This is a genomic window from Tropicimonas sp. IMCC34043, assembly GCF_003390845.1.
GTDB lineage: Bacteria > Pseudomonadota > Alphaproteobacteria > Rhodobacterales > Rhodobacteraceae > Tropicimonas.
Genome location: NZ_QMEK01000010.1, coordinates 57,386 through 82,713 on the forward strand (window position 1 = coordinate 57,386; position 25,328 = coordinate 82,713).

Annotated in this window: 23 protein-coding genes and 1 pseudogene; 14 read left to right on the top strand and 10 right to left on the bottom strand. The window is 65.2% G+C overall.

The window, feature by feature from the left end:
• The first annotated feature begins 2 nt into the window (after nucleotides 1–2).
• The 10 genes from DQG17_RS21365 to DQG17_RS21410 all read left to right on the top strand — a co-directional run bounded on the left by DQG17_RS21365 (nucleotide 3) and on the right by DQG17_RS21410 (nucleotide 9,979).
• Nucleotides 3–317: a FeoC-like transcriptional regulator gene (locus tag DQG17_RS21365; RefSeq protein ID WP_116135095.1), complete on the top strand. Its 315-nt coding sequence runs from the start codon at nucleotides 3–5 to the stop codon at nucleotides 315–317.
• A 41-nt stretch (nucleotides 318–358) separates the two neighbouring features.
• The gene (gene speA / locus DQG17_RS21370; protein ID WP_116135097.1) at nucleotides 359–2,248 is read left to right on the top strand and encodes a biosynthetic arginine decarboxylase; all 1,890 of its coding nucleotides are present in this window, start codon (nucleotides 359–361) and stop codon (nucleotides 2,246–2,248) included.
• 23 nt (nucleotides 2,249–2,271) lie between these two features.
• Nucleotides 2,272–3,483 carry a saccharopine dehydrogenase family protein gene (locus DQG17_RS21375; protein WP_116135099.1) on the top strand — a complete coding sequence of 404 codons (1,212 nt, stop codon included), beginning with the start codon at nucleotides 2,272–2,274 and terminating at the stop codon, nucleotides 3,481–3,483.
• A gap of 138 nt (nucleotides 3,484–3,621) precedes the next feature.
• Entirely contained in the window at nucleotides 3,622–4,791 is a 1,170-nt protein-coding gene (locus tag DQG17_RS21380) for a carboxynorspermidine decarboxylase (protein WP_116135101.1), read from the top strand.
• A gap of 10 nt (nucleotides 4,792–4,801) precedes the next feature.
• Nucleotides 4,802–5,647 (top strand): agmatinase, encoded by an 846-nt coding sequence (speB, locus tag DQG17_RS21385; protein ID WP_116135102.1) that lies wholly within the window; start codon nucleotides 4,802–4,804, stop codon nucleotides 5,645–5,647.
• 76 nt (nucleotides 5,648–5,723) lie between these two features.
• Nucleotides 5,724–6,569, top strand: a complete 846-nt coding sequence (locus DQG17_RS21390; protein WP_116135104.1) for an SDR family oxidoreductase — start codon at nucleotides 5,724–5,726, stop codon at nucleotides 6,567–6,569.
• Between the two features lie 242 nt (nucleotides 6,570–6,811).
• Nucleotides 6,812–7,333, top strand: coding sequence for a superoxide dismutase family protein (locus DQG17_RS21395; RefSeq protein WP_232829536.1), 522 nt, complete (start codon nucleotides 6,812–6,814; stop codon nucleotides 7,331–7,333).
• 233 nt (nucleotides 7,334–7,566) lie between these two features.
• On the top strand, nucleotides 7,567–8,700 hold the full coding sequence (locus DQG17_RS21400; RefSeq protein WP_116135106.1) for a glycosyltransferase: 1,134 nt from the start codon (nucleotides 7,567–7,569) through the stop codon (nucleotides 8,698–8,700).
• The gene (locus DQG17_RS21405) at nucleotides 8,697–9,278 is read left to right on the top strand and encodes a DedA family protein (RefSeq protein ID WP_116135108.1); all 582 of its coding nucleotides are present in this window, start codon (nucleotides 8,697–8,699) and stop codon (nucleotides 9,276–9,278) included. Before DQG17_RS21400 ends, DQG17_RS21405 begins: the two co-directional genes overlap by 4 nt.
• Nucleotides 9,275–9,979, top strand: coding sequence for a glycosyltransferase (locus DQG17_RS21410; protein WP_116135110.1), 705 nt, complete (start codon nucleotides 9,275–9,277; stop codon nucleotides 9,977–9,979). The genes DQG17_RS21405 and DQG17_RS21410 overlap by 4 nt, the downstream gene beginning before the upstream one ends.
• A gap of 271 nt (nucleotides 9,980–10,250) precedes the next feature.
• Here DQG17_RS21410 and DQG17_RS21415 read toward each other — a convergent pair whose 3' ends face one another.
• The 3 genes from DQG17_RS21415 to DQG17_RS21425 are packed head-to-tail and all read right to left on the bottom strand — an operon-like array spanning nucleotide 10,251 to nucleotide 13,042.
• Nucleotides 10,251–11,243: a TRAP transporter substrate-binding protein gene (locus tag DQG17_RS21415; protein ID WP_116135112.1), complete on the bottom strand. Its 993-nt coding sequence runs from the start codon at nucleotides 11,241–11,243 to the stop codon at nucleotides 10,251–10,253.
• Nucleotides 11,244–11,254: 11 nt separating this feature from the next.
• A complete protein-coding gene (locus DQG17_RS21420) occupies nucleotides 11,255–12,544 on the bottom strand; it encodes a TRAP transporter large permease (protein WP_116135114.1) in 1,290 nt (429 codons plus the stop codon).
• Nucleotides 12,545–12,547: 3 nt separating this feature from the next.
• Nucleotides 12,548–13,042: a TRAP transporter small permease gene (locus DQG17_RS21425; RefSeq protein WP_116135116.1), complete on the bottom strand. Its 495-nt coding sequence runs from the start codon at nucleotides 13,040–13,042 to the stop codon at nucleotides 12,548–12,550.
• Nucleotides 13,043–13,206: 164 nt separating this feature from the next.
• On the opposite strand from DQG17_RS21425, the gene DQG17_RS21430 reads away from it, so the two are divergent.
• On the top strand, nucleotides 13,207–14,277 hold the full coding sequence (locus DQG17_RS21430) for a LacI family DNA-binding transcriptional regulator (RefSeq protein ID WP_198666236.1): 1,071 nt from the start codon (nucleotides 13,207–13,209) through the stop codon (nucleotides 14,275–14,277).
• Nucleotides 14,278–14,288: 11 nt separating this feature from the next.
• Here DQG17_RS21430 and iolC read toward each other — a convergent pair whose 3' ends face one another.
• Entirely contained in the window at nucleotides 14,289–15,905 is a 1,617-nt protein-coding gene (gene iolC / locus DQG17_RS21435; RefSeq protein ID WP_116135119.1) for a 5-dehydro-2-deoxygluconokinase, read from the bottom strand.
• 113 nt (nucleotides 15,906–16,018) lie between these two features.
• On the opposite strand from iolC, the gene DQG17_RS21440 reads away from it, so the two are divergent.
• From DQG17_RS21440 to DQG17_RS21450, 3 genes are read left to right on the top strand one after another with little or no spacing between them, the layout of a single operon-like run.
• Nucleotides 16,019–16,870, top strand: coding sequence for a sugar phosphate isomerase/epimerase (locus DQG17_RS21440; RefSeq protein ID WP_116135121.1), 852 nt, complete (start codon nucleotides 16,019–16,021; stop codon nucleotides 16,868–16,870).
• A gap of 34 nt (nucleotides 16,871–16,904) precedes the next feature.
• Complete coding sequence (locus DQG17_RS21445; RefSeq protein WP_116135123.1) at nucleotides 16,905–17,648, top strand: SDR family NAD(P)-dependent oxidoreductase; 744 nt, start codon at nucleotides 16,905–16,907, stop codon at nucleotides 17,646–17,648.
• Between the two features lie 32 nt (nucleotides 17,649–17,680).
• Complete coding sequence (locus DQG17_RS21450) at nucleotides 17,681–18,526, top strand: class II fructose-bisphosphate aldolase (protein ID WP_116135125.1); 846 nt, start codon at nucleotides 17,681–17,683, stop codon at nucleotides 18,524–18,526.
• Between the two features lie 207 nt (nucleotides 18,527–18,733).
• Here DQG17_RS21450 and DQG17_RS21455 read toward each other — a convergent pair whose 3' ends face one another.
• From DQG17_RS21455 to DQG17_RS21480, 6 genes and pseudogenes are all read right to left on the bottom strand, one after another.
• On the bottom strand, nucleotides 18,734–19,225 hold the full coding sequence (locus tag DQG17_RS21455; protein ID WP_116135126.1) for a PEP-CTERM sorting domain-containing protein: 492 nt from the start codon (nucleotides 19,223–19,225) through the stop codon (nucleotides 18,734–18,736).
• A 348-nt stretch (nucleotides 19,226–19,573) separates the two neighbouring features.
• Complete coding sequence (locus tag DQG17_RS21460) at nucleotides 19,574–20,464, bottom strand: alpha/beta fold hydrolase (protein WP_116135127.1); 891 nt, start codon at nucleotides 20,462–20,464, stop codon at nucleotides 19,574–19,576.
• On the bottom strand, nucleotides 20,461–21,813 hold the full coding sequence (locus DQG17_RS21465; protein ID WP_116135129.1) for a hypothetical protein: 1,353 nt from the start codon (nucleotides 21,811–21,813) through the stop codon (nucleotides 20,461–20,463). Before DQG17_RS21465 ends, DQG17_RS21460 begins: the two co-directional genes overlap by 4 nt.
• Before the next feature lie 20 nt (nucleotides 21,814–21,833).
• Nucleotides 21,834–24,356, bottom strand: a complete 2,523-nt coding sequence (locus tag DQG17_RS21470) for an alpha/beta fold hydrolase (protein WP_198666237.1) — start codon at nucleotides 24,354–24,356, stop codon at nucleotides 21,834–21,836.
• Between the two features lie 102 nt (nucleotides 24,357–24,458).
• The gene (locus DQG17_RS21475; RefSeq protein WP_116135130.1) at nucleotides 24,459–24,665 is read right to left on the bottom strand and encodes a hypothetical protein; all 207 of its coding nucleotides are present in this window, start codon (nucleotides 24,663–24,665) and stop codon (nucleotides 24,459–24,461) included.
• Nucleotides 24,665–25,328, bottom strand: a pseudogene (locus tag DQG17_RS21480) (hypothetical protein); the annotation flags it as partial. The pseudogene DQG17_RS21480 and the gene DQG17_RS21475, both read right to left, overlap by 1 nt.

The window sequence follows — 25,328 nt, forward strand, 5'->3', positions numbered from 1 at the left end:
TCATGTTGATGGAACTCCGCGCCTATCTGAAAGAACACGGCTCGGCCAGTCTGAGCGATCTTTCCAACCGTTTCCGACTGCCGCCCGAAGCGATCGAGGGCATGCTCGACCACTGGGTCCGCAAGGGCCGCGTGGCGCGCAAGAACCTTGCATGCGTCTGCCCGGGCTGCGCGAGCAGCGGCGGCTGCGCCGGCTGCCCGACCTCCGGCGGAAGCTGCTGTGGCGGCGGCATCAGCGCGGCCGCTTTCGAGATCTATGAGTGGCTCGAAACGCCCGTCACCCAGAAAAGCCTTGGATCCGAGGGGCGCGCAGCCTAAACGCAGGGCCAGGAAGCGGCTCCAGCGAACGGACGGACAGGTTGAGGGACTTTCACGAAGCACCCCACGCCATCTACGGCGTGGAGAAATGGGGCAAGGGCCTCATCGTCGTCACCGAAGAGGGCGAAATCGGGCTGCGAAACCCGCTTGCTCCCGCGGCGCCGGCGGTCAGCCTGCCCGGGATCCTGCGCGATCTCGAGCTGCGCGGCATCCGCGCGCCCATGCTGCTGCGGGTCAGTTCCTATCTGGAAAACGAGATCCGCCACATCAACGAAAGCTTCGCCGAGGCGATCGCACGGGTCGGCTATCGCGCGCCCTATCGCGGTGTCTTCCCGATCAAGGTCAACCAGCAGGCGCAGGTGATCGACCGGATCGTCGAATTCGGCCGCCCCTTCAGCCATGGGCTCGAGGCGGGATCGAAACCCGAACTGGTGATCGCGCTCGCCCACCAGCTTGCCCGCGAGGCGCTGATCGTCTGCAACGGCGTCAAGGACGTCGAATTCATGCGCCTTGCCGTGCTGTCGCAAAAGCTCGGCTTCAACACCTTCATCGTGCTCGAAAGCCCGAAAGAGGTCGATACCGTCCTCGAGGTCTATGAGGAAACCGGGATCGCGCCGCTGCTGGGGGTCCGCGTCAAGCTGACCAACCAGATCAGCGGCAAGTGGGAGGAAAGCTCGGGCGACCGTTCGACCTTTGGCATGAACACCGACCAGTTGGTGGCGGTCGTCGACCGGCTGCGGGACGCCGGGCTGCTGCATTGCCTGAAGCTGCAGCATTCGCATCTGGGCAGCCAGGTGCCCGACGTCAACGACGTCCGCCGCGCCGTGGGCGAGGCCTGCCGCTATTTCACCGAACTGACCCGCGAGGGCGCGCCGCTCGGCTTTCTCGATCTCGGCGGCGGGCTTGGCGTCGATTACACCGGCGAAAAGAAGGCGGTCGACAATTCGATCAACTATACGGTCGAGGAATACTGCGCCAACGTGGTCGAAACCGTGGCCTATGCCATGGACGAGGCCGGGCTCGACCATCCGGCGCTGATCACCGAAAGCGGCCGGGCGGTGGTTGCGACCTCCTCGATGCTGATCTTCAACGTGCTTGAATCGACGCTTTACGACGCGCCGGATTCGCCCGCCCCCCGGGCCGACGACCATCACTTCGTCACCGACCTCGCCGCCGTCCATGGTTATCTCACCGCAGACCGGCTGCAGGAATGCTGGAACGACGCCAGCTTCTATCGCCGCGAACTGCGCTCGCTGTTTCACCGCGGCACCGTCGATCTGCGCCAGATGGCGCGGGCCGAGCGGATCTATCTGTCGCTGATGGCACGCATCAAGGCGCTGGTCGATCTCAGCGAGGGCGACAGCGGGGTCGAAGAGCAGCTTGAACAGCTCGCCGACATCTATCACTGCAACTTCTCGCTGTTCCAGTCGCTGCCCGATGTCTGGGCCATCGACCAGTTGCACCCGATCGCGCCGCTGCAGATGCTGGACCAGCCGCCGACACGGCGCGCGATCCTGTCCGACATCACCTGCGACAGCGACGGAAAGGTCGACAAGTTCATCCTCGCCGACGGCGTCTCGCCCTCGCTGCCGGTCCATGACCTGCCCGAAGACACGCCCTATTACCTCGGCGTCTTCTTCGTCGGTGCCTATCAGGAGACGCTCGGCGATCTGCACAACCTGTTTGGCGATACCAATGCGGTGACCATCGACCTGCGCCCCGACGGCGGCTTCGATCTGCTGCACGAACAGGAAGGCGACACGATCTCCGAGGTGCTGTCCTATGTCGAATACGACCCGAACGACTGCATCGCGGCCTTCCGCAAGCTGACCGACCAGGCCATCTCGGACGGAACGCTGCAGGCCGCGGACCGCAAGACGATCCTCGACGCCTATCGCGCGTCGATCAACGGATACACCTATTACGAATGACCCCATCGAGAGGAGAACTTCCCATGGGCAAGGTTCTGGTTGTCGGCGCCGGCGGCGTCGCTCATGCGGCTGTCCACAAGATCGCGATGAACCCCGATATCTTCACCGAGATCACGCTGGCCAGCCGGACGGTCGCGAAATGCCATGCGATCGCGAAAAGCGTCAAGGAGCGTTTCGGGGTCGAGATCGCGACCGTCGAGCTTGACGCGATGGACGTGGTGCAGACCGTCGATCTGATCCGCGAGACCGGCGCCGAATTGCTGGTCAACCTGGCGCTGCCCTATCAGGATCTGCGGCTGATGGATGCCTGCCTGGAAGCCGGCTGCAACTATCTCGATACCGCGAATTACGAACCCGAGGACGAGGCCAAGTTCGAATACCACTGGCAATGGGCCTATCAGGAACGGTTCGAGGAACAGGGCCTGACCGCCATCCTCGGCTCGGGCTTCGATCCGGGCGTGACCTCGGTCTTTGCCACCTGGCTGAAAAAGCACAAGCTCGACACGATCCGCCAGATCGACATCCTTGACGCCAACGGCGGCCAGAACGATCAGGCCTTCGCGACCAATTTCAACCCCGAGATCAACCTGCGCGAAGTGCTGGCCGAGGCGCGGCACTGGGAAAACGGCGCCTGGCAGCCGACGCCGCCTATGACCCGCAAGGTCGAATTCGACTTCCCCGGCATCGGGCCGAAGAACATGTACCTGATGTATCACGAGGAACTCGAAAGCCTCTCGACCCACTTCCCCGAGATCGAGCGTGCCCGCTTCTGGATGACCTTCGGCGATGCCTATATCACCCATGCGAAGGTTCTCGAAAACGTCGGCATGACCCGGATCGACCCGGTGATGCACCAGGGGGTCGAGATCATTCCGATCCAGTTCCTGAAAACCCTGCTGCCCGATCCCGGCGATCTGGCCGGGGAAACCAAGGGCAAGGCCTGTATCGGCGACATCGCGACAGGCGAGGCCAAGGACGGTTCGGGCGAAAAGACCTTCTACATCTACAATATCTGCGATCACGAGGAATGCTTCCGCGAGGTCGGCTCGCAGGCCGTGTCCTACACCACCGGCGTGCCGGCGATGATCGGCGCGGCCCAGGTGCTGAAAGGCATCTGGAACAGCCCCGGCGTCTGGAACATGGAACAGCTCGACCCCGACGATTTCATGGACATGCTCAACGCCCAGGGCCTGCCCTGGCAGGTCGAGGAACTCGACGGACCGGTCGCCTTCTAGCGCCGCCAGCACGACGCAGACGGGCCGGGGACAGCGTCTCCGGTCTTCTTCTTCTGTTCAAAAATATCCCGGGGGGCGCGCCAGCGGCGCGCGGGGGCAGCGCCCCCTCCGAGCCCCGAAAATGCACCGGAGGCCCCCATGGCCGAGCTGATGACCACAAGGGCCGGCGACGCAGGCGCCTTCCGGGCCTTCGATCTCTCCCGCGTCCCCAGCCCCTGCTTTGTCGTCGACGAGGTCGCGGTCGCGCGCAACCTCAGGATCCTGTCCGAGGTCGCCGACCGCTCCGGCGCCCATATCCTCGCGGCGCTCAAGGCATTTTCCATGTTTGCCCTCGCCCCGCTGGTCGCGCGCCACCTCGCGGGCACCTGCGCCAGCGGCATCTTCGAGGCCCGGCTCGGCCGCGAGGAATATGGCGGCGAGGTCGCGACCTTCTCTGCCGGCTACAAGGCGCAGGACATGGACGAGATCCTGCGCCTGTCCGATCACGTCATCTTCAATTCCCCTGCCCAGCTCGCCCGTTTCGGGGCAAAGGCCCGCGCCGCAGGCGTTTCGGTCGGTCTGCGCATCAACCCCGGTCATTCCGAGGGCGAGATCCCGAGATACGACCCCTGCGCGCCCTGCTCGCGGCTTGGCACGCCGGTCGACCAGCTTGACCCCGGCATCGTCGCGGCGGTCGACGGGCTGCACATGCACACGCTCTGCGAACAGGGCTTTGCCCCGCTGGCCCGGACCTGGGCCGCGGTCGAAGACCGCCTCGCGCCCTATCTTCCCGGCCTCAAATGGCTCAACTTCGGCGGCGGCCACCATATCACCCGCCCCGATTACGATCGTGCCGGGCTGGTGGCCTTCCTCAACCGGATCCGCGCCAGCCACGGGGTCGAGGTCTATCTCGAACCGGGCGAGGCGATCGCGCTCGACGCCGGGATCCTGGTGGGCGAGGTCCTCGATCTGCCCCTCAACGGCATGGCCCTTGCCATCACCGACATCTCGGCCACCTGCCACATGCCCGACGTGATCGAAGCGCCCTATCGCCCGGCGCTGCTGGGCGAGGCCGAGGCGGGCCACAGCTATCGCCTCGGCGGTCCCTCCTGCCTCGCCGGCGATGTGATCGGCGACTACACCTGGGACCGGCCGCTGCAGGTCGGCCAGCGCTTTGCCTTCCTCGATCAGGCGCATTATTCGATGGTCAAGACCAACACGTTCAACGGCGTACCGCTGCCGGCGATTGCAATCTGGAACAGCGACACCGACGCGCTCCGCATTGTCCGCCAGTTCGGCTACGCTGACTTCAAGCACCGACTTTCATGAGGGTCCGGCCATGACCATTTTCCTCGACAGCGAACTGACAAGGGCCGAACGCGGCACGGGTGCGCGGTTTCGGGTGATCCCCGTGCCGCTCGAGCGCACCGTTTCCTACGGCGTCGGCACCGCGACCGGGCCCGAAGCGATCATCGCCGCCAGCAACGAGCTTGAGCGGATCTGCCTTGGCAAGGAGCCCTGCGCCATGGGCATCCTCACCGAACTGCCGGTCGAATGCGAAGGCCCGCTGCCCGAGATCATGGCGCGGATCGCCGCCCGCACCGGCGCCGCAATTTCCGACGGGAAAATCCCCGTGACGCTCGGCGGCGAGCATTCGCTCAGCTATGGCGCCGTGATGGGCGTCGCCCGCGCGCTCGGCCGGCCGCTTGGCCTGATCCAGATCGACGCCCATGCCGATCTGCGCATCTCCTATCATGGCGAGCCGCATTCCCACGCCTCGGTCATGCACCTGCTGACCGATCAGGGCATTCGTCTGGCCCAGTTCGGTGTCCGCGCGATCTGTCAGGAGGAAATCGACAACCGCGCCGCCAAGGGCATTTTCTTCCGCGATGCCGAAGATCTGGTGACGGGCGGCGTCCATGCAGTCGATCTGCCCGAGGACTTCCCCCAGGACGTCTATGTCAGCTTCGATGTCGACGGGCTCGACCCCGCCGTGATGCCCGCGACCGGCACGCCGGTACCGGGGGGGCTTGGCTATTATCAGGCGCTGCATCTGGTCGAACACGCGCTGAAGGGGCGGCGCTGCGTCGGCTTCGACGTCGTGGAATTCGCGCCTGACGGCAAGCAGGCCTGGGATTTTACCGCAGCGCAGATCGCCTATCGCCTGATGGCCGCCTGCCTCTGACGCACGGCACGACCCCCTTTTCCTTGTAGGGTACGAGGCGTATTCTTGATGGCGGACTGAAAGCGAGGAGCCCGCTATGACCCACAAGGCGCTAACCCACGAGTCCGTTGCCGTCGTCACCGGCGGGGCCGCCGGCATCGGACTGGCGCTCGCCCGCGAATTTGCGCGGATGGGCATGGCCGTCGTGGTCGTCGACCGCGACGCCGACCAGCTTGAAGCAGCCACCAGCGACCTGCGTGCGGCCGGTGCCCGCGCCGTCATGGTCAGCAGCGCCGACGTGCGGGATTTCGAGGCGCTGACAGCGCTTGAGGGCGAAATTGTCGATGCGCTCGGCGGCACCGACATTCTGGTCAACAATGCCGGCATCCAGCCCGGCAGCGCCATTTTCGGCCCGGTCGCGAACTGGCAACAGGTCTTCGACGTCAACCTCTGGGGGCCGATCAACGGCGTCCGCGCCTTCGTGCCGGGGATGATAGACCGCGGCCGCGCCGGCATGGTGATCAACACCGGCTCGAAGCAGGGCATCACCACGCCGCCGGGCGATCCCGCCTATAACGTCGCCAAGGCAGGGCTCAAGGCCTATACCGAGGCGCTGGCCCACGAGTTGCGCAATACCGAAGGCGCCTACATCTCGGTGCATCTGCTGATCCCGGGCTTTGTCTTCACCGGGCTGACCCGAGGCACCCGCAAGGAAAAGCCCGCCGGCGCCTGGACCGCGGAACAGACCGCAGCCTTCGCGATCGAACGTCTGAACGCGGGCGATTTCTATATCCTGTGCCCCGACAACGACGTGTCCCGGGCGCTCGATGAAAAGCGCATGGCCTGGGCCATGGGCGATATCATCGAGAACCGCCCGCCGCTGTCGCGCTGGCACCCCGAGTTTGCCGCAGCCTTCGCGGCCTATGTCGCCGAGACCTCCTGATCCCGTGCCACGGCGGCCCGGACCCAAGGTCCGCGCCGTCGGGTCCACCGCCGCGGCAGTCTCGGGAATTATCAACATAATCATCATTACACGCCCGCGATCTCCGTGCCCTGCGGAGGCGGCGACGAGGCGCGAGGCCCAGCAAGATCTGCGGTAAGATCTGCGGTGGCAGGGAACAATTTTCGCGGTCCGGCGTTCAATTTGACGGTGCGGAAACTACCGCTCGAGAAAGGACACGTTCCATGAAGTCTGTCACGACGCTTTTTCTGGCCGCCGGCCTCGCTCTCGGCGCCACCGCATTGCATGCACAGTCGATGCAGCCGGCAGCCATTGCCAATGTCTCCGACGCGGAGGGCAATGACCTTGGCCAGGTGAGCCTGACCGATACAGCCTCGGGTCAGGTTCTGGTCGACATCGATCTGAGCGGTCTGCCGCCCGGCGTCCACGCCATCCACCTGCATGAAACCGGGGATTGCAGCGCCAGCGACTTCACCTCTGCGGGCGGCCATATCGCCGGCGACGCCAAGCATGGCGTGATGGCCGAGGGCGGGCCGCATCCGGGCGACATGCCCAACGTGACCGTCGCCGAAGACGGGACGCTGAAGCTTCAGGTCTTCCTGCCCGCGCTGTCGATCGAGGAAATGATCGCGGACGCCGACGGCGCCGCCTTCGTCATGCATTCCGGTCAGGACGATTATGTTTCGCAACCCAGCGGCGATGCCGGCAGCAGGCTGGCCTGCGGCGTCTTCACCACCGGCGGTTGAGCGCATAGCCGACGCCCGTCTTGTTCGACACGGCAAGACGGGCACGCCCGAGCCAGGGGGCGGGTTCGACGCCTGCCCCCGCCCTCCGCCGCTGCACGACGGCAACACCGCTCTTGTCTAATTCTGGCGAAAGGAATATTGGGCGCCTGACACTTCTGCAAATCGCCGACAGTGCGAATGCTGCACCGTAGACCAGCGCCTCGAAAGGGCATGCGGCAGGAGGAGACACAACGATGTTGACCGCGACGACACTCTGTCTGGCGCTCTTCGTTGGTATCACCCTCGTGGCGCATCTTTTGTCCACTGTGCTCGCCTGCCGCCATGTCGCGAGATCGGCCCCGTCCGCGCAAAACCTCCCCATTCCGCCCGTCACGATCATCCGCCCGGTTTGCGGCTGCGATCCGGCGCTTCACGACACGCTGGCCAGCAGCTTTAATACAGCGACGCCGAGCGAGGTGCTGTTCTGCGTCAGCGAACCCGATGACCCGGCCATCGACGTGATCGCGTCGGTCATTGCCAGCCACCCGCAGGCCGACGCCCGCCTGCTGATCGGCGAGGATGCGATCTCGAACAATCCAAAGCTGAACAATCTGGCCAAGGGCTGGAACGCGGCCCGCCACGACTGGATCGCGCTGATCGACAGCAACGTGCTGCTGCCGCAGGACTTCGTGGCGACCCTCTTCGGGGCGTGGCAGACGGATACGGGCCTTGTCACCTCGCCCCCTGCGGGCATCAAACCCACAACGACCGCCGCCCGGATCGAGGCCGGCTTTCTGAACACCTATCAGGATCGCTGGCAACTGGCGGCAGATCAGGTTGGACTGGGGTTTGCCCAGGGCAAGGTGTTGTTCTGGCGTCGGGACGTGCTGGAGGGCGCAGGCGGTCTGGCGGCGCTTGGCGGCAATCTGGCCGAGGACGTGGCCGCCACCAAGGTCGTGCGCGCGGCGGGTCTTTGCGTGCGTCTCGTGCCCTCCCCGTTCCCGCAGCCGCTCGGTGCGCGCAGCTTCACCGAGGTCTGGCAGCGGCAGATCCGCTGGGCGCGGGTGCGCCGCGACGGCTTCCCCCTCATCTTCGCGCTGGAGCCGCTCTCGGGCGCGGCCCCGCCGGTTCTGGCGCTGTCCTTTCTCTGTCTGAACCTGCACGCCTCGCCGCTCTGGGTCGCGATGTTGGTGCTGCTGTGGTTCGGCAGCGAATGGGAGCTTGCCCGCCGCGCAGGCTGGCCCGCGAACGCCATCGACATGCTGTGCTGGATGCTGCGCGACGCGATGATCCCGGCGGTCTGGGCAGCGGCCCTGGGATCGCGCTGCATCAACTGGCGAGGACACGACATGAAACCTGCGGCATCGGCGCGGTGGTCGCACGAATGATCGTTTCTGGCGACGCGCTTCATCACCTTGTGCAAGGCTACGGGCTGTTCCTGCTGATGCCGCTTGCGATCCTCGAAGGACCGATCGTCACCGTCATCGCCGGTTGGGCCTGTCGCTCGGGCGACCTGCCGTTGTTCAGCACCTTCGTGGTGCTCATCATCGCCGATCTCATCGGCGACGGGCTGCTTTACGCGCTTGGGCGCTGGGGGCTCGGGCGTCTGCCCCGGCGCTGGAAGAACCGGCTGCATCTGTCCGACCGGCACCTGTCGACGGTCGGGGATCACTTTGCCGCGCAAGGCGGCCGTACCCTGGTGGGGGCAAAGCTGACCCATACCTTCGGCCTGCCGGTGCTTGTTGCCGCCGGGGCCGCGCGGATGCCGGGTGTCGCCTTTATGGGGTTCAACCTGATCGCGACCATCCCCAAGACCGCTGCCTTCCTCGCGCTCGGCTATCTGGCCGGTCAGGCACAGACGACGATCGAGACCTGGATCGGGCGCGGATCGTTTGCCGTGCTGCTCCTGGGAGTCGGCCTCGTCGCATTCTGGCTCAGGCGCCGCCACAAGGACGGCGCCGCGTGACCCCTGCCCCGACGGCCCCACGGGTCAGCTGCATCGTGCCGGCCTTCAACGAAGGCCCCCGGATCGGCGCGGTGCTGGCCACCGTCACGGGCCACCCGCTGATCGATCAGGTCATCGTCATCGACGACGGGTCAACCGACGACACGGCCGCGATCGTCGAGGCGCACGAGGGCGCGACGCTGATCCGCATGGGCGCCAACGGCGGCAAGACCCTTGCGCTGGCCGCTGGCATCGCCGCGGCGGATGGACCGCTGCTGCTGCTCGTCGATGCCGACCTCTGCGGGTTGCAGGCGCAGGACCTGACCGCGCTGCTGACCCCGGTCCTGCGCGGCGACGCCGGCATGGCGATCAGCCTGCGCCGCAACGCGCCCCGGCTGTGGCACTGGATCGGGCTCGACTATATCTCGGGCGAGCGGGTCCTTGCCCGCAGTCTGATCGAGGGCGACCTGACCGCCCTGCCCGATCTGCCGCGCTTCGGCTTCGAGGTCTGGCTGAACGGGATCGTGGTCCGCCGACAGACCCGGCTGGCCGTTGTCGCCTGGCCCGGCGTGGACAGCCCCGCCAAGGCCCGCAAGGCGGGATTGGTACGGGGCAGCCTCATGGATCTGGGCATGGTTCTGGACCTTGTGAAAGCAGCCGGACCGATGTCGTTGTTGAGCCAGATCCTGAGGATGCGCCGCCAGCGGGTGCCGTCGCCCTAGCCGCCCTAGCGCCCGAACCGTCGCTGTCGAAGGGCATGGGGGTCCGGCTCGGCCGGACGGCGGACACCAGCACCACGGTCCTCGCACAGGACCCCGCCGAGGCGGCGGCATGAGCGACGCGGCCCTCTCCGAGGGCGTGCGGGCGGCGCCAGACCACAGCAATCGCATGGGCCGACGCCGGATACAGAGCCGGCGCCCGCGACGGGAGGGAAGCGCCCCACGTTCTCCGAGCGCCGGAAGTCCGGCGCCCGGATCGCCTGTCACCCGCGTATCACTTGGCGGCTTCGGCCATGAGGCCCGTCGCCGTCACCGCCCATTCCTCGCCTCCGACCGAGGGGTAGAGGTTCTGCCAGATGCCCCGGGCCGCATCCCGCCAGGCTTCCTCATCCTTCGGAGGCCCGGACAGGACCATACCCTTTTCCGCCAGGAAGGTCATGGCCTCCTCGGTCTGGACGGCATTCGCCGCCCGGCCGATCTGAACCGCCTCGGCGCCGGCGCGGCTGACAGCGTCCTGAAGATCGGGCGGCAGGCCTTGATAGAACTTTTCGCTGATCAGCAGCGGGCCGGTCCAGATCATGTAGTGGATTTCGGTGATGTATTTCTGGATCTCGTAGAACTTCGAGGTCTGGGCCGTGGTGTAGGGGTTTTCCTGACCGTCGATGACGCCCTGCTGTAGCGCGGTAAAGACCTCGCCCCAGCCCATCGGGATCGGATCGATGCCCCACGACTGGAAGGTGGCGATGACGATCTCGTTCGGCGAGACCCGGATCTTCAGACCCTTCAGGTCTTCCAGCGTCTCGACCGGGCGGACCGAATTGGTCAGGACCCTGAACCCCTTTTCGAGGATGCCAAGAAACCGCAGGCCGCCTTCCTGCGTGATGCGGTCGTTCATGGGTTCGAGGATGGCATCGAGGCCGGCATGGGCCTCTTCGCTGCTGGTGAAGAGATAGGGCAGCAGCAGCACGCCGACAGAGGGCGCCACCGGATGGACATTGGCCATGGCCGGTATCTGGGCCTGGATCGTGTTGTTGCGGACGGCGCGGACAACCTCCTCCTCGCTGCCGAGCTGGTTCGAGGGGAAGATCTGAACCTTGATCCGCCCGTCCGAATACTCATCCACCTTTTCCGCGAATGCCATTGCGGTGATATGGGTCGGGTTGGTCTCGTTGTCGCCATGCGACAGACGGATCGTGTAATCCTGTGCCACGGCCCCTGTCGCGAGACCCGCCAGAGACAGCGCAAAAGCGCCAGCTTTGAGTAACATGTCTTCCTCCCTTAGATATATCCGAGAACGGATGGCAACCACAGCGACAGCGCGGGCACGAAGGCCACCAGAAGCATCACTGCGGATTCGGTAAGAACGAACGGCATTGCGCCACGCGAGACCTCTTCGAGACTGGCCTCGCCTATCTCGCCGGTAACGAACAGGTTCACCCCGAGCGGAGGGGTCTGATAGCCAATCTCGCAGGCGATCACGAACATGACCCCGAACTGGAGCGGATTGAGCCCCGCGCCTATCGCGAGCGGCAGCAACAGCGGCGTCAGTATGACGATCTGGGCGATCGTCTCCATCCACATGCCGACGAACAGCAGAATGAACGCGATCACCAGGATCATCAGCGGCTGGCTGGTGATCGAACCGCTCATGAACTCTGTCACCTGTTGCGGGATCTGGTGCAGCGCCATCAGCCGGCCAAAGACAAGGCCGGTCGACAGGATGATCAGCACCGTGCCGGCGATCTTGGCGGTCTGGATCAGGCACTCGTAGAAGCCGCGCAGGTCGAGCACCCGGTTGATCACCGCGCCGACGAAGATCGCATAGAGCGCGCCGACGACCGAGGCCTCGGTCACCGTGAACAGGCCGCTGTAGATACCGCCGAGGATCACCACGGGCGCGAACAGAGCCCAGCGGGCCCGCACGAGGGAGGCCCGGATCTGCTGGCCGCGATCGCCTTCGACCTTGGCCGAGCCAAAGCCGTTGCGCCGGCAGATGAGCTTCGATGTGCCATAGATCACGGTGGCCAGAACAATGCCCGGCAGGATCCCGGCGACGAACAGCCCGGTGATCGAAACCTCGGCCGTGACGCCGTAGATGATCATCGGGATCGAGGGCGGGATGACCACGCCAAGCCCGCCCGCCGAGGCGGAAAGCCCGGTCGCAAAGCTGCGGCTGTAGCCATCCTTCACCATGGCCGGGATCATGATCGACCCGATGGCGGCGGCCGTCGCGGGCCCTGAACCGGTGATCGCGGCGAACAGCGAACAGCCAAGCACCGTGACCGTGCCCAGACCGCCCGGCCGGTCGCCGACGATGGCGCGCGATAGGCCGATCAGATCATTGGTCAGACGCCCCCGCTCCATCAGCGTGCCGGCAAAGATGAACATCGGAATGGCGATGAGCGTGAAGGAGTCGATGGCGCTGAAGGCGTTCTGCGCAATATACTCCAGCGGCAGGCCCAGCGTCAGGATCGCCGCCAACGACGCGATCCCGAGCGCTGCCGCAACCGGCATGCCGATCAGCAGCGCGGCGACAAACGCCAGAATGATGATGAGCGTGGGCGACATGGATCACATCTCCTTCTGGGCATCGGTCATGTCGATCTCGCCAAGCCAGCGGCGGCGGATGTTGATGAGGATGCGGAATGAGAGAAGCGTGAAGGCGATCGGAATGATCGAGAACACCCAGACCAGATTCACCTTCGTCGTGGGCATCCGGTACGGAAATTCGATCAGCGACAGCGAATAGATCGTGGCGCCATAGATCACCGTGGCATTGAAGGCCACCCAGACGAGATCGGCAAAGCTCAGGATCAGCTTGCGTATCCTGACGGGGAACAACGTCAGATGCTGCGCGACGCGGATATGCTTGTCGTCCACCGCGGCGACCAGCACGCAGGCATAGACCGCCCAGACAAAGACCATGCGGATCACTTCCTCGAGCCAGGAAATGGTAATCCCGAAACCGGATCGCAGAACGACCTGAGCCGTCATCGTTGCGAGCAGTGCGGCCAGAAAAACGGCAGCAAAAACACCCTCGACATGCCAGCGCGGCTTGCCTGTCATTACGTGATCCTCCCTGTCGCCACGCCCGAGGGAATGGCGATCCACCCACCGAAATGATGTAACCGCTTACATTTTCTGTCAAGGCTTTCTTCTTGCCCGGTTGCCATACCCGCGAATTTGGTGCTTTGATCCGAACGGGGTATGGTTTCATTTGAGGATTGCCGGTGGACGAAACGGATCAGCGCGTTCCACGCAATCGCCGCGGGTCGAATGCAACGGGCATCCGGGATGTGGCGCGGCTGGCGGGCGTGTCGACTGCGACCGTGTCGCGCGCCTTCAATGCGCCCGAGACCGTCAGCGAGAAGATCCGCCAGCAGGTCGAACAGGCCGCGCGCACGCTGTCCTATATCCCCCACAATGCTGCGAGGGCGCTTTCCTCGCAACGCTCGCGGACCCTGGGGATCGTGATTCCCACCGTCCAGAACTCGATCTTCGCCGAACAGGTCGAATGGCTGCAGCGCCGTGCGCTGTCGCATGGCTACACGACACTCGTCGCGCATTCCGGCTTTACCTCGTCGGGCGAGGCCGAGCAGGTGCGCCAGCTTGTCCGGAACGGCATCGACGGGATCATGCTTGTCGGGGCCGATCACCTGGCCGAGGTCTACAGCCTGCTGCAATCGCGCAGGATCGCCTATGTGAATACCAGCGTCTGCGATCCGGCGTCGCCCCACCCCAGCGTCGGCTTCGACAACGGTGCCGCCATGGCGCACACGACGAACTATCTGCTCAGCCTCGGGCACAGGAACATCGGCGTCATCAGCGGCGACATCCACAACAGCGACCGCGCGCGCCTCAGGCTGCAGGGCGTGCTGCGGGCAATGGCCGAGGCCGAGGTCGCATTGCCGAACGAGCGGATCGCCCACAGCGACTATTCGATGGAGGCCTCGCGCGCCGCCTGCCGCGATCTGCTCAGCCGGGCCCCCGAGACCACCGCCATCATGTGCCACAATGACGTGCAGGCCTTTGCGGCGTTGCTGGAACTGCAGCGGCTTGGCTTTGTGGTGCCGCGCGATATCTCGGTCACCGGGTTCGACGATCTGGAATGGGCGCGGCATCTGCAGCCGGCCTTGACCACAATCCGCGTGCCCTGGGGGCGCATGGCACAGATTGCCGCCGACATGCTGGTGGCCCAGCTCGACCGGGTAGAGTACCGCCATTCGACCATGCTCGACTTCGATCTGGTGGTGCGGGAGTCGACGGCGCCCCCGCGGCCCGCGGCGCAATCCGGCATCTGACCCGACCGGGGTCAGATCCGGCTCAGGACGGCCGCGCTGTCGATCACACCCCGCGGGGCCACATCCTGCGCCGCGAGCAGCTCCTGCAAAGCAACGATATCCGCTTTGGTCATCCACCATTCCGGCCTGATATCTGCGCTCAGGATGCCCTTGGCGATTGCGAGGGGATCGGCGCAGTCCGAAAGATCGATCAGCAGTTCATGCCGGGTCTCCGCCGCTATGGCGGCCAGAGCGGCGACAACAGCGGCATCCTCGACCGCATCCCCCTGCAGCCAGATGACATGCTCGCGCGGCCAGGCGCGGATCTGCCGCATCAGCCGTATGCCATCGGCAAGTCCGGGGCCAATCTCGACCGCGCGCGCAATCCAGTGGCGCCGGCCGGTGAAAGGCGCAAGCTCGCCGAAGCTTTCCGTTGCCGGCCAGAGCAGCCCGTCGATCCGACCGCCCGCCAGAGCCTCCGCAATGGCCTCATGGGGCCTGCCCGCCGCCCTTGCGTCAAGCAAAGCGCTCGGTACGGGTTTGTCCTGCCGGCCCAAAGTGGCGTGCAGATTGCGCATTCGGGCATCGTCATCGGGTGTCCTGATCCCGCCCTGCGCCATGAAATGCGCGATCTCGCGATCCGACGGCGCAGAATCGGAACAGCCATGGCGTGCCACATTGATGGCGCCGCAGGCGTTGCCGATACGGCAACTGTCGAACAGGCCCTTGCCATTCAGCCATCCGGCGGCAAGCCCCGCCATGAAACTATCCCCTGCCCCTGCGGTATTCATCACCTCGACGCCAAAGCCCGGCACGATCAGCCCCAGTTCGATGTCCTCGGGGATGTCGCCGTCGAAGCTGACGCAGCCCAGCGGACCGCGCTTCAGCACGATGGTGGCGTCGCTTTGGCCGCGAATGGTGCGCACCGCCGTCAGATCGTCGCGGGCGCCACCGACGATGGCAATCTCTTCTTCCGTCCCGACGATCAGGTCGAACTCCGGCACGAACTCGGCGAAGGCTTCGGTCACGGCCCGCGATTCGACATAGGCAGCCTCGCCGCTGCCATGGCCGACCAGACCCCAGAGCGCGGGTCGATAGTCGACATCGAGCGCAAGCGCACAGCCGGATTCGCGCGCCAGCCGGATCGCCTTGCGGCTCGCGCGGCGCAGCGCCTCGGTCGCAAAGAACGACCCGTTGATCAGCAAGGCACGGGACGATGCAAAGAGATCGGCATCGAGATCCTCCTCGCAGAGGTTCAGATAGGCGCCGCCCTCGGTGAACAGGTCGCGCGGAAAGGTATGGCTGTCGCGCACCCCGAGAATACAGAGCGGTGTCGGCGCCTTCGGGTCCGCGATCACGTTGCGGGTGTCGACGCCATTGCGCTGCAGGGTTTCGCGCACCAGCCGCCCCATGTGGTCATCGCCAACCCGCAAGATCATCGCCGTCCTGAGGCCGAGCCGCTGCACGCCGACACAGATATTGGTCGCACTGCCCCCGATATAGGCCGAGAACGAGATCGCGTCCTCCAGCCGCCCGCCGAGTTGATCGGCGTAAAGATCGGCGATGCCGCGTCCGATGCAGATCAGATCGATCTGCCGTCCCGCGGCGTCCGGCACTGCGGCCGCAAAGCCCTTCCTCGATTGTGACATGCTTCCTCCGATCGCGCAGCACCGCTGAAATCATCTTCCACGCAACGCCCATCTTGCGTAACCGGTTACATTTTGCAAGAGTGTGCTTCGGTAGGGTTGAGGAAAGAAGACAGATGGTCAGAACAGCCATCCATGCCGGCGTTTGGTCCACAGATCCCGCACCCGATGCGGTCGCGCGGGTGTTGGAATCGGTCTCGGCGACCGGCTTCGACTGTCTGGCGCTGCCCCTGCGCGATCTGCCCCGGATGCAGCCCCGGGCGCTGGCGGCGCGCTTTCGCGAGGCCGGTATCGGCGCGCTCGGTACCGCGGGCCTGCCGCCCGGCTGCGATGTCAGTTCGGACGACAGCGACCAGCGGCAGCGCGGCGAGGAGCACCTGCTGCGGGTCATTGCCGTGGGCGCCGAGATCGGCGTCGAACAGATCAGCGGCGTTCTTTACGGGGCACTCGGTCATGCTGCCCGCCTGCCCGATCCCGACGCAATGCTGCGCAGCGCCGAGGTTCTGCATCGCGTCACCGCGGTCGCCGCGACGGCGGGTGTTAAGCTCTGCGTCGAGCTGGTGAACCGCTACGAAACGGCGCTGCTCAACACCGTCGAGCAGGCGCTGGGGTATCTGAGGCTGGTCGATCATCCCAACCTTCGCCTGCATCTCGACACCTATCACATGGCCATCGAAGAACGCTGCCCGGAGGCGTCGCTGCGTCGCGCACTGCCCGTGCTTGGCTATTTCGAACTGGACCAGAGCCATCGCGGGCGGCTCGACAACGGCTCGCTCGACCTGCGCGCCATGTCTGCCCCGATCCGGACGTCCTATGACGGTCTGGTCGGGGTCGAGGCCTTCGCGCGCGCGCGGCTGGCGCCCTCGCATGCCGATGTGCTTGCGATCTGGTGCGATCATTTCGACGACGGCACCGCCCTTGCCCACCACGCGCAGGCGCTGATCCGGGAAATCTTTGACCACCCGTGACCTGCATCTGCGGGCCCGAACATGGAGGAAAGTCATGTCCAATCAACAGCCGCGCCTCGCGCTCGTCACCGGGGCTGCCGGCACCATCGGTCAGGCCATCACGCGCCAGCTTGTCGCCGATGGTCACAAGGTCATCGCGCTCGATCTGAAGGCCGATCTGGTGCAGCCGCTGGTCGACGAGATGCCCGGCCGGGTGATCGCCGTCGGTACCGACATCTCGGATGCCGCCGCGCTGGAACCGCTCTGCACGCAGCTCCGCAAAGACCACGGGGCCGTGCAGATCCTGGTGAACAACGCCGGCATCCTGTCGAACAACAAGGCGGTCGAGACCGAACCAGAGGAATGGCGCCGCATCATGTCGGTCAATCTGGACGGCGCCTTCTATCTGACGCGGCTGCTTCTGAACGACATGCGGGCGGCGCGTTGGGGCCGGATCGTCAACATCTGCTCGCTCGGGATCAAGACCGGCGGGTTGACTGCAGGCACGGCCTATGCGGCGTCAAAGGGGGGCTTGGGCGTGCTGACCTTCTCGCTCGCGCGCGAAACGGCGCCCTACGGGGTCACCGTCAACGGCATCGCGCCGGGCTATGTCCTCACCCCGATGGTGACCGAACAACTGAACGAGGAGCAGCGTCAGAAGCTCTTGCGCGACATCCCTGTGGGGCGTTTCTGCGGCGCCGACGAGGTGGCGCATCTGGTGTCCTATCTGGCCGGGCCGAATGCCGGTTTCATCACCGGCGAGATCGTCGACATGAACGGCGGCCTGCACATGGATTGAGGCGCGATGCAAAAACGGAAAGGAGCGTCGCGATGACGATTCAGAATCTGGCCCCGATGCTGGCGGCCGCCAGCGCGGGCGGCTATGCCGTGGCGCAGTTCAATACCGACACGCTCGAGATCGGGCAGGCGGTGCTCCGCGCTGCCGCCACGCTTCGGGCGCCGGTCATTCTCGCCATCGGACAGGGCGTCGATAGGGCCGGACGGCTGGCGCCACTCGCGGCCGGGTTGCGAACCATGGCCGAGGCGGCAGAGGTTCCGGTCTGCCTGCACCTCGACCATTCCGAGAGCCTGTCACAGATCCAGCGCGCGATTCAGGCGGGTTTTTCGGGGATCATGATCGACGCATCGGCCCATCCGCTCGCCGCCAATATCGAACAGACGCGCCGGGTTCTGGCGCTCTGCGCCGGCCGCAACATCGGGGTCGAGGCCGAATTGGGACGGGTTGCCGGGGTCGAAGACGATCTTGTGGTCTCCGAAGACGAGGCCGGCAAGGTCGGTTTCGCCACCGTATCGGCCTTCCTGGAAAAGGTGCGTCCGGATGCCCTGGCGGTCGCGGTCGGCACGGCGCACGGCCTCTATACCCGCCCGCCAGAGATCGACTTTGCGCTGATCCGTCAGGTCCGCGACCTGGGGGCGCCGCCGCTGGTGCTGCACGGCGGATCGGGGCTGTCCGAGGAGATCCTGCGCGAGGCCATCGCCTGCGGCATCGCGAAGCTGAACTTTGCCACCGAGCTGCGCAAGGTCTGTCTCGACGCCCTCGTCGCGGCCGCCACATCGCAGAGCGGCTTCATGCCGGCTCTGGCGAGCGCCGCGGACGCCGTCACGGACTTCGCCGCGCGGAAGCTGGAAATCACCGGATCCGCGGGCAAGCGGTAGGCCGACCTGCCGTTGCCAGCCATTTCCGGTCACCTGCAAAGCGCCTGATCCCGACCCAGGCTCAATCGTGACGGCCGGGCCCTGTCCGGTTCACTTATGGGCCCGGGCGATGTCCGTCCCCCAAGACTCAAAAGGGCCACACCATTACGGTGTGGCCCAATTTCTGGACAGCCCCAACCTGTACAGGCCGGGCTATCTGTCGAAGGCTCAGGCCTTCTTGGCGCGCTTGCGCAGAACCAGGCCGAACGCACCCATGCCACCGATCAGCAGCGGCAGCGAGGACGGAACCGGAACCGGAGCGACTTCGGCAATGTAGGTCAGGGAGATGCCGACCGGATCGGTCACGCCGTCGTAGAACGTGATCGAGAAGTTGCTCGACGTGGTGATCGAGGCCAGCGTGCCCGAAGCCGAGGCAATGCCTGTCGGCGGAATGATCGAGCTCCAGGTCGTCGTGGTGCCCGAACCGTCGATGCCGAAGGTCACGTCGGCCAGGTCAGTGGCATAGCCCGTACCGGCAATGATGAAGCTGAACGTCAGCGGGGTCGCCGAGTTGACTTCGAAATTGTATGTGGCCGTGCCGCTCGGGTAAAGCGTGGTGCCTTCCGAGTCGAGACCGGCGCCGGTGACGTTGAACGTGACAGCAGAAGCTGCCAGCGGGGCCAGCGCTGCGAGCGCCGTGGTGAGAAGAAGAACTTTCATGTCGAATTTATCCTGTTTCTGGACGGTGCATAGTCAAGGAGGAAAGCCGGGTAACCCCCCTCCCCAATTCGGTGGTGCTGGGCACCCTGACGCTTCGCTTGCACGTTGCAGCCAAGGTATCTCATTTTTGGTTAAAGGAGTGAGATCGATTTCGCAAACATATTTTCCGGGTTTTGCCGGACAGAAGCCGCGTTGCGGCACTTCTTGTGGCATCGATGACGCGTGATGCAAGCGCGCGCACCATTTTTCGCCAAATCTCGCGGGGCGCGGCGGACATTATGTGCACTCGCAGCATGAATCGACCCCGACAGCGCTTCCCCCCGAACGGCGGTTGCCGCGGCACAGCCGTTAACCGTGCGAATCGGAAGACACTTTCAGCGGCTCGTCTCCGAAGAAGGCGCCGAAATAGCCGGCATAGAGCGCTGGCGCCTCGAGATTCATGGAATGCCCGACGCCTGGAACCTTCACCAGCCGGCAGTCCGGCATCTCCTCGGCCATCCGCTTGACGTCGGCGGCCGGGATCCAGCCGTCAAGCTCGCCCCACAGCACCAGATGCTCGTGGTCGAGCTCGTGCATGCGCGCCGCCAGTTCGCCCGATTCCGCCTCGAGCGTCAGGTTCGTCGGCGTGCCAAGCCAGATCCCCTCCGACACCGCAAAGGTCTGGTCGATGATCCGGTCGAACAGCTTTTGCGCCTCGCCCAAGCCTTCGCGGAACTTCGGCGTGTTGCCGGGCATCATGCTTTCGGCGGCGAACAGCGATGCCGCGGCCGTGGCCATCACCGCGCGCGTCATCTCCTTGCTGGCCTGCATCGCCTTGAAGACGCCGAGGCCGCCTTCGTCGAACCGCAGCCCCAGCGGCGATACCGGGTCGAGCGACAGCACCTTGCCGAACCGCTCTGGTTGCATAAGCTGCATGCGGGCGGCAATGATGCCGCCCGTCGAATGCGTGGCCAGATGGCAGCGCTCGATCCCCAGGGCATCGAGCGCCGCAATCATGTCCTCGGCGTGCTGCTGCATGGTGTAGTTGGTATAGCCCGCCGTCGGCGCCGGCTTCTCGCTTTCGCCGCAGCCCCGCCAGTCGACTCCGATCACCCGCAGGTCGCCGGGGAACCAGCGCGCCGACAGCTCGATCCAGTCCTTGCTGGCCAGGTTGCCGTGGATGAACAGGACCGGGATCGGGCCATTGCCCCATTCCCGCCAGGCCAGCTTCACGCCGTTTGCATCGACCATCCGGCTCATTTCGAAAATCCCGACGGCTTCTCGGGTGCCGCCCCCATGCCGCCGCCGCCGCCAGCGGCGCTGGCCGGAATATTGGTGTTGTCGACGAAGGACTTCACCTGCTCGGCCAGGACGTTCGGCGCCTTGAAGACGCCATAATGCGCGGTCGGGTCGGAAAAGCTCAGGAATCCGGCCCCCTTGACCGCCGCCGCCGCGGCCCGCGCGTTCTCGACCATCAGCCATTTGTCGTTCTCGATGTGGATCACCAGCGTGCGCGCGTCGATGCGGCCGAGCTCTGCGTTGATGTTGTACTGGAACCCGGCAGCGTTGCGATACCAGAAGTCGTTCGGATCCTCGCGCTTGGTCCGCTCGATGAAGGCGGCGGTCTCGTTGCCCTTGGGCTCCCAATAGAACACCTCCGTTACCACCTTGTCCCAGGGCTGGGCCGACCGGAACGGAAAATCGAAGCCGGTCAGTTGCAGGGTCGACCACATGAACTGCAGCCCCTGCTTCGGCTGCTCGGCCTTCGGCAGGTCATAGAAGTTGCCGCCCGTGGCCTGATAGAGCGGATCGCTTTCGATTGCCGCGGTGCCCAGCCGGAAGGTCCACTGCCCGATCGGGTCATCGTCATCCGAGGCTGTGGCGCCGCCGATCGGCATGATCGCATCGACATAGCCCGAGGGCGAATACATCACCCCCCAGACCCAGGTCTGGGTCGCGCCCATGGAAACGCCGGTCGCGACATCGACGTTGGCGACATTCAGATGATCGCGCAGCAGTTGATAATTCGCCTGCACGATGTCGAAATAGCTGTACTGCGGAAAGGTCCGCCCCAGCCCTTCGGATGGCTTCGAGGTCCCCCAAAGCCCGAGCGCGTCGAGGAACACCACGTAGTACTTGTTGGTGTCGATCACGAGGCCGGGGCCGACCACCGGCCCGCCGGCCAGCGCATTGCCGGTGCCGGGAAACCAGAAGGCGTACATGTTGGTCGAGTCACCCGAATAATAGGTCGAGACGATCACCGCGTTGGTGATCTCGCCCGCCTCGTTGTACTGCGGCGTGCCGACGTCGATATAGCCGAGCGTCAGCGGCCCGGCACCGAGGCTTTCCAGCGTCGTGCCGCCCTCCCCGCCGCCCCGCCAGGTCTCGGGATCGGCGTCGAGGTCGTAGGTTCCACCGATCCGGAAATCCGCGATCTCGTAGAACTTCTTCAGCGAGCTCAGCGGTTCGACCGCCGAGGATGGCGTGAACGCGGTGCTGGGGCCCGTCCCCACCGATCGCGACAGCGTGTCGGAAAGGGCGGCACCTGGCAGCGCAAGCGCCAGAACCGTCGCCGTGGCGCCGAGGCGCAGAATGGTCGTCTTGGACATTTCAAATCCTCCCCCACGCATCACTTCGAGAAACCGGACGGCTTGTCTGCGGCGGCACCGCCGCCCGCTCCGCCGGCCGCGGCCTCGGCCGCAACGCCGTTCACCAGCGCGTCGATCACATCGGGCGTCATCACGTCCACCTTGCCCGTCTTCAGGAACGACACCGTGTCGGTGGCGAACTCGAAGGGAACGTCGGTATGGATGAAATGTCCGACGCCGGGATAGATCTTGGTGGTGACATCCCGGTCTGCCGCCCGCATGGATTTCACGAACGGGGTGATGACCTCGTTGGCCATGTCGGTCAGCCCGTTCAGGCCCGTCGAGGGGATGAACGGCTCGCGCGCGCCGAAGGCCAGGAAGATCGGCGCCTCGATCTGCGGCGCCCGCTTCAGCAACGCCTCAGGGTTGGTGTCGTCGTTTTCGCTGCAGATGGTCCAGATGTCATAGATGAACGCCGTCACCCATTGTTCGAACTCGGCCGGGTTGCCCGAGATCATCGCCACCCGCTGATCGGTATGCAGCCGGGCATATTCGCTGTCGTTCCTGAAGTATCCGAACTTGCTGGGGCTGACCGCGCCGGTCACCGGATCGCGTTCGCGGAAGTGGAAGAAGTCGCGCACCGATTGTTCGTCGCGGCCCATCTCGGCTGCCAGCGCGCCGGTCGGCCCCCAGGCCTTTTCCCAGGCCGCGAAGTCATGCGTGATCGCCGGATCGCAGATCCCAAGCTCCTCGTCCCCGAACGCAACCGACTTCGGGAAGATCTCGAGCCCCGCCGGCCCTTCGAGGATCAGCCCCTTGACCGCCTCGGGATAGTCGAGCGCATAGCCCAGAACTGCCTGCCCGCCAAAGGAATGGCCAAGGTAATAGGCCTGATCGACACCAAGCTGATCGACGATCACCCCGTGGAAGGCCGAGCGGATATCCTCCAGATCCCGCGCCATCGGCTTGTCGACGTTGCCGGGGCCGGAAAGCCCTGCGTGCGGCATGTCGATGGCGATCACCCGGAACCCCTGCTCGACCGCGAATTTCATCAGATAGCCGTAATGCGAGGCAAAGGCGCCCTTGCCGTGCACGATCACCAGCGTATCGGGGTTCTCGATCCCCTCGCAGACCTCGTCGAGATAGCCGATCTCCCAGTCCTGGCCGCTGCGGTCGGTCACATGCGTGAACTTCGGCGGGAACGGATGGGTCATGTTGTCGAGCCAGAACGAGCTGTCCGGGTCGGGGTTCATGTTGACCCGCGGCGAGCGATAATTGACCGCGTCGCAGACCTTGCCCGGCGTCTGCAGGATGCCGATGTCGTGCAGGAAGGTGTTCAGCATCGGGTCGTTGGCCTGGCTGTTGAACATCGAGAACACGGCGTAATGCGCGATCGGGCTTTCTTCCTCGACCAGCTGCCCGCCGGGGATCGCCTGAACCGAGGCGCGGGCTTTGTCGGCCGTCAGCCACTGGTCGTTGCTGACATGCATCGCCAGCAGCCGGGTCTTGTACTCGGGCAGCAGCGCGTTGATGTTGTGCCGCTCGCCGACCTCGACCCGGTATTTCAGATCGACCGCGTCGTATTTCGCGCCCAGTTCCATGACGCCCGCGCCCATGCCGGTCTGTTCCGGGCTGCCCCAGGTAAAGACCAGCCCCTTGACCGCGTCCCAGCCCTGCGACTGGCGATAGTTCAGGTCATAGCCGGTCAGGTTCAGCACCGACCAGTGATAGGCCGGGCCCTGCACCGGGTGCTCGGACTTGGGCAGGGCATAGTAATCGCCGCCGGTCGCGCGCCAGATCGGGTCGGATTCAAGCCCCGCCTTGGCCAGCTGAAAGGTCCAGGCCGCAATCGGCGCATCGCCGTCGGTCGCCGTGGCCCCGCCCACCGGGATCACCGCATCGACGAACTCGGGGTGCATCAGCCCCCAGTAGTACGCCTGCGTCCCGCCCATCGACACGCCGGTCGACAGCACCACGTGGCCGACGTTCAGATCGTCGCGCAGCGCCCGGTAATTGGCCTGCACCATATCGTAATAGCTGTATTCGGGGAATTGCAGCCCCAGCCCGTCCGACGGCTTGCTGGCACCCCAAAGCCCCAGCGCGTCGAACATGACGACATAGAACCGGTCGGTATCGAACAGCAGCCCCGGTCCGATCAGCGGGCCTTTCGAAAACCCGTTGCCCGGCTGGCCCTCGACCCAGTTGAAATACATCGACGTCGCATCGCCCGAATAGAAGCTCGAGATCACGATGGCATTGACGATCTTGCCCGACTCGTCGGTCTCGGGCGTGCCCATGGCGATATAGGACACCTTCATCGGATCGCCGCCGAGGCTTTCCAGAGTCACCCCGCCCGGCGCGCCGTTTTCCCAGGCGGCCGGATCCGACAGGTCATAATGCCCGCCGATCCGGAACTCCGGCACCTCGACCGTGACCTTCAGGCCGTCCAGATCCGCAACCGCGGACCGCGGCGTGATCGGTGCCGCGCCCTGTGCCAAAGCTACCGCACCCGATGACGTGGCAAGCACCACGGCCACCAGGGCCAGTCGAAATTTCAACAACATGTCTCCCTCCCCTAACCCGGAAACGCCCGCGCTTTCCCCGGCTCCGGGCGATCATTGCAATTCCATATTCGTTTGCCAATATGGCAGTTGGGACAATTCCGATCAGGATTCCGGGTCGAGTTCCCGCTCCACCGGATCGTCCGCCGGCCAGTCCTTTCCGCCGTACAGCGTGACCTGTCCGGCGGGGCCGGAAAACAGTCCCGGCCCCTGCTGCATCTCGTTGGCGCCCATCATCATGGGCACGCCCGGATCGACCCCGGCGCAGCCCGCCAGCGCCACCAGCGCCGCGATGCCCGCGAGCCGGCACATCAGAACCGCACCATTGCACCGACCTGCCACAGCGACATGTCGTTGTAGGCGATGTCGGGGGCGTCGATCGATGTGCCGGTCCAGCCGAGGTAAAGCTCGGTGCCGAGCGGGTCGATGTTTTGCGACAGCGCAAGGGTCACCAGTTCCATCTCCTGATCGAATCCCTGAAAATCGCTGTAGCTGCCATACAGGGCGGCAAGGCCGGTGCGCCCGACCTCCCAGAAATTGGTGACATAGGCGATCTTGCCGAAATACTGCTCGGGATCGCTCCGGCTGTCGTCCCTGAAGTCCTGCTTGGCCGCCGAGACGGTAAAGCTCAGCCCGTCGAACGTGTCGGTGCCGGCCAGCAGCAGCGAGGCCGACCCGCTCCAGCCCTCGTACCCGCCGTCGCTCGCGTCGGCGGTATCGGTCCAGTAGGACACCGCGGCGGCGATCTTGGCCCAGCTCGTGCTGCCCGCGTACCGGATCGCCGCATCATACAGGTTGTCGGCCGCGGCCGAGGTCGAAAACTGCAGCCCGGCCAGGATCGGCGTGTTGTAGCGGACCCGCTTCTGCCGGCTCAGCCCGTCCAGGTCGTTGCCGAGCCCGAAGATGTTGACGAAGTTCGAGGCGTTCGAGGCATAGTCGTCCAGCGCCGCCTCATAGGCTTCCTCCGTTGCATAG

Excerpts from the sequence above, each read along its gene's own strand:
- DQG17_RS21365 (WP_116135095.1), top strand. The coding sequence starts at position 3 with ATGTTGATGGAACTCCGCGCCTATCTGAAAGAACACGGCTCGGCCAGT.
- DQG17_RS21375 (WP_116135099.1), top strand. The coding sequence starts at position 2,272 with ATGGGCAAGGTTCTGGTTGTCGGCGCCGGCGGCGTCGCTCATGCGGCT.
- DQG17_RS21380 (WP_116135101.1), top strand. The coding sequence starts at position 3,622 with ATGGCCGAGCTGATGACCACAAGGGCCGGCGACGCAGGCGCCTTCCGG.
- speB (WP_116135102.1), top strand. The coding sequence starts at position 4,802 with ATGACCATTTTCCTCGACAGCGAACTGACAAGGGCCGAACGCGGCACG.
- DQG17_RS21390 (WP_116135104.1), top strand. The coding sequence starts at position 5,724 with ATGACCCACAAGGCGCTAACCCACGAGTCCGTTGCCGTCGTCACCGGC.
- DQG17_RS21395 (WP_232829536.1), top strand. The coding sequence starts at position 6,812 with ATGAAGTCTGTCACGACGCTTTTTCTGGCCGCCGGCCTCGCTCTCGGC.
- DQG17_RS21400 (WP_116135106.1), top strand. The coding sequence starts at position 7,567 with ATGTTGACCGCGACGACACTCTGTCTGGCGCTCTTCGTTGGTATCACC.
- DQG17_RS21405 (WP_116135108.1), top strand. The coding sequence starts at position 8,697 with ATGATCGTTTCTGGCGACGCGCTTCATCACCTTGTGCAAGGCTACGGG.
- DQG17_RS21415 (WP_116135112.1), bottom strand. The coding sequence starts at position 11,243 with ATGTTACTCAAAGCTGGCGCTTTTGCGCTGTCTCTGGCGGGTCTCGCG.
- DQG17_RS21420 (WP_116135114.1), bottom strand. The coding sequence starts at position 12,544 with ATGTCGCCCACGCTCATCATCATTCTGGCGTTTGTCGCCGCGCTGCTG.
- DQG17_RS21425 (WP_116135116.1), bottom strand. The coding sequence starts at position 13,042 with ATGACAGGCAAGCCGCGCTGGCATGTCGAGGGTGTTTTTGCTGCCGTT.
- iolC (WP_116135119.1), bottom strand. The coding sequence starts at position 15,905 with ATGTCACAATCGAGGAAGGGCTTTGCGGCCGCAGTGCCGGACGCCGCG.
- DQG17_RS21440 (WP_116135121.1), top strand. The coding sequence starts at position 16,019 with ATGGTCAGAACAGCCATCCATGCCGGCGTTTGGTCCACAGATCCCGCA.
- DQG17_RS21445 (WP_116135123.1), top strand. The coding sequence starts at position 16,905 with ATGTCCAATCAACAGCCGCGCCTCGCGCTCGTCACCGGGGCTGCCGGC.
- DQG17_RS21450 (WP_116135125.1), top strand. The coding sequence starts at position 17,681 with ATGACGATTCAGAATCTGGCCCCGATGCTGGCGGCCGCCAGCGCGGGC.
- DQG17_RS21455 (WP_116135126.1), bottom strand. The coding sequence starts at position 19,225 with ATGAAAGTTCTTCTTCTCACCACGGCGCTCGCAGCGCTGGCCCCGCTG.
- DQG17_RS21460 (WP_116135127.1), bottom strand. The coding sequence starts at position 20,464 with ATGAGCCGGATGGTCGATGCAAACGGCGTGAAGCTGGCCTGGCGGGAA.
- DQG17_RS21465 (WP_116135129.1), bottom strand. The coding sequence starts at position 21,813 with ATGTCCAAGACGACCATTCTGCGCCTCGGCGCCACGGCGACGGTTCTG.
- DQG17_RS21470 (WP_198666237.1), bottom strand. The coding sequence starts at position 24,356 with ATGTTGTTGAAATTTCGACTGGCCCTGGTGGCCGTGGTGCTTGCCACG.
- DQG17_RS21475 (WP_116135130.1), bottom strand. The coding sequence starts at position 24,665 with ATGTGCCGGCTCGCGGGCATCGCGGCGCTGGTGGCGCTGGCGGGCTGC.